The sequence below is a fragment of the Neorhizobium fuzhouense genome (genome assembly GCF_042611105.1).
Lineage (GTDB): Bacteria > Pseudomonadota > Alphaproteobacteria > Rhizobiales > Rhizobiaceae > Neorhizobium > Neorhizobium galegae_A.
Window position 1 is genome coordinate 1 of record NZ_JBHFFP010000026.1, and the last position, 2,896, is coordinate 2,896.

Here is a 2,896-nt window from a genome sequence, read left to right on the forward strand (position 1 = left end):
TCTTGCCGTGGTCAACGTGGCCAATCGTGCCGATGTTCACATGCGGCTTGTTGCGCTCAAACTTGCTCTTTGCCATTTCAGGCTCTCCATCTTCTTGCCCGCAAACGCAGGCGAATTCTAACTTGTTATGGGTTCAAGGGAACTCCGGTCACTTCTGACCGGAGTACTTCGCCTGAATTTCCTGAGCGACGTTGGACGGAACCGGCGAGTAATGGTCGAAGACCATCGAGTACTGCGCGCGGCCCTGCGACATCGAACGCAGGTTATCGACATACTTGAACATGTTCGCGAGCGGAACATGGGCATTGATGACCACGGCGATGCCGCGGCTTTCCTGGCCCTGGATCTGACCACGGCGGGAGTTGAGGTCGCCGATCACGTCACCGACGTAATCTTCCGGCGTCACCACTTCGACCTTCATCATCGGCTCGAGCAGCTGGGCACCAGCCTTCTTGGCCGCTTCACGGAAGCAGGCACGCGAGGCGATTTCGAAGGCGAGAACCGACGAGTCGACGTCGTGGAAGGCGCCGTCTACGAGGGTTGCCTTGACACCGAGCATCGGGAAGCCGGCGAGCGGACCCGAAGACAGAACGCTTTCGATACCCTTCTGAACGCCCGGAATGTATTCCTTCGGAACAGCACCGCCGACGATCTTCGATTCGAACTTGAAATCGTCGCCTTCGGGGTTGGGTTCGAAGATGATCTTGACGCGCGCGAACTGGCCGGTACCACCGGACTGCTTCTTGTGCGTGTAGTCTTCTTCGTGCTGGCGCGTGATGGTTTCGCGGTAGGCAACCTGCGGAGCACCGACGGTGGCTTCAACCTTGAACTCGCGACGCATGCGGTCGACGATGATGTCGAGATGAAGTTCGCCCATGCCGGCGATGATCGTCTGGCCGGATTCCTGGTCGGTCTTGACGCGGAAGGACGGATCTTCTGCAGCAAGACGGTTGAGCGCGAGGCCCATCTTTTCCTGGTCGCCCTTGGTCTTCGGCTCGATGGCGATCTGGATGACCGGCTCGGGGAATTCCATGCGCTCCAGGATAACCTGGTTCAGGGGATCGCAGAGCGTGTCGCCCGTCGTCGATTCCTTGAGGCCTGCGAGAGCCACGATATCGCCTGCAAAGGCTTCTTCGATGTCTTCACGGCTGTTGGAGTGCATCTGCAGCATGCGGCCGACGCGCTCGCGCTTGTCCTTGACCGTGTTGATGACAGACGTACCCTTTTCGAGCTTGCCCGAATAGATGCGGCAGAAGGTGAGCGAACCGACGAAGGGGTCGTTCATGATCTTGAAGGCCAGCATGGCGAGCGGCTCGGCATCATCAGCGTGACGCTCGATTTCGCCTTCGGTCTTGACGTCGATGCCCTTGATCGCCGGAATGTCGAGCGGCGACGGCAGGTAGTCGACAACGGCGTCGAGGAGCGGCTGAACGCCCTTGTTCTTGAAGGCCGTGCCGCAGAACATCGGGTGGAACTTGACGTCGATCGTGCCGCGACGAACGAGTTCGCGGATCTTGTCGTTGTCCGGCATGATGCCGTTCAGGTAGTCTTCCATCGCCTGTTCGTCGATCTCGACAACAGTCTCGATCAGCTTTTCGCGATATTCGTCGGCCTTGTCCTTCAGGTCGTCCGGGATTTCGACAACATCCCAGGCAGCGCCCAGCGATTCGTCGCGCCAGACGAGAGCGTTCATCTCGATGAGGTCGACAACGCCCTTGAATTCGGTTTCCGCACCGATCGGGAGCTGCATGACAACAGCGGTGGCGCCGAGACGGGTCTTGATCATCTCTACCGAGCGGTAGAAGTCAGCGCCGGTCTTGTCCATCTTGTTGCAGAAGATCATCCGCGGGACGTTGTACTTTTCAGCCTGACGCCAGACGGTTTCGGTCTGCGGCTCAACGCCGGCATTGGCGTCGAGAAGAGCGATGGCACCGTCGAGAACGCGCAGGCTGCGCTCGACTTCGATGGTGAAGTCGACGTGGCCGGGGGTGTCGATGATGTTGAAGCGACGCATCTTGCCGTCGCGACCCTTCCAGAAGGTGGTCGTCGCAGCGGAGGTGATGGTGATACCACGCTCCTGCTCCTGCTCCATCCAGTCCATGGTGGCCGCGCCGTCGTGCACTTCACCGATCTTGTGCGACTTGCCGGTGTAGTAAAGAATACGTTCCGTCGTCGTCGTCTTGCCGGCGTCGATGTGCGCCATGATACCGAAATTACGGTAGTCTTCGATTTTATATTCGCGAGCCATAGGACTGCCTTTCGAAATTCGATCGGATGAAGATTACCAGCGGTAATGCGAGAATGCGCGGTTCGCGTCGGCCATCTTGTGCGTGTCTTCACGCTTCTTGACGGCGCTGCCACGGTTGTTTGCTGCATCCATCAGTTCGCCGGAGAGGCGGTCGACCATGGTCGTTTCGTTGCGCTTGCGGGCAGCAGCAATCAACCAACGGATCGCCAGGGCCTGGCGGCGCTCGGGACGGACGTCGACCGGAACCTGATAGGTTGCACCACCCACGCGGCGCGAACGCACTTCAACGTGCGGCGCCACATTTTCGAGCGCCTGGTGGAAGGTCTGCAACGGGTCGGACTTGGCCTTGCCCTGAACCACATCGAACGCACCGTAAACGATGGTTTCTGCAACCGACTTCTTGCCGTGCAGCATGATGGCATTCATGAACTTCGTGACAACCAGATCACCGAACTTCGGATCCGGGTTGATCTCGCGCTTTTCTGCTTTATGACGTCTGGACATACGTTCCGTCTCTCAAAACTGGTGTTGGCGCCTTAACACGCGGAGAACCTCGCGCGGCGCCGGATCTTGTGGATTACTTCGGACGCTTTGCGCCGTACTTCGAGCGGCGCTGCTTGCGGTTCTTGACACCCTGGGTATCGAGAA

General features: G+C 58.8%; 2 protein-coding genes and 1 pseudogene. All 3 read right to left on the minus strand.

From position 1 onward, the window contains the following. Positions 1 to 76: pseudogene (locus ACEXP3_RS24240) on the minus strand (GTP-binding protein); the annotation flags it as partial. Between the two features lie 72 nt (positions 77 to 148). After that, positions 149 to 2,248, minus strand: coding sequence for an elongation factor G (gene fusA / locus ACEXP3_RS24245; protein ID WP_210102776.1), 2,100 nt, complete (start codon positions 2,246 to 2,248; stop codon positions 149 to 151). A 33-nt stretch (positions 2,249 to 2,281) separates the two neighbouring features. Beyond that, positions 2,282 to 2,752 carry a 30S ribosomal protein S7 gene (gene rpsG / locus ACEXP3_RS24250; RefSeq protein ID WP_210102777.1) on the minus strand — a complete coding sequence of 157 codons (471 nt, stop codon included), beginning with the start codon at positions 2,750 to 2,752 and terminating at the stop codon, positions 2,282 to 2,284. Positions 2,753 to 2,896: the final 144 nt, after the last annotated feature.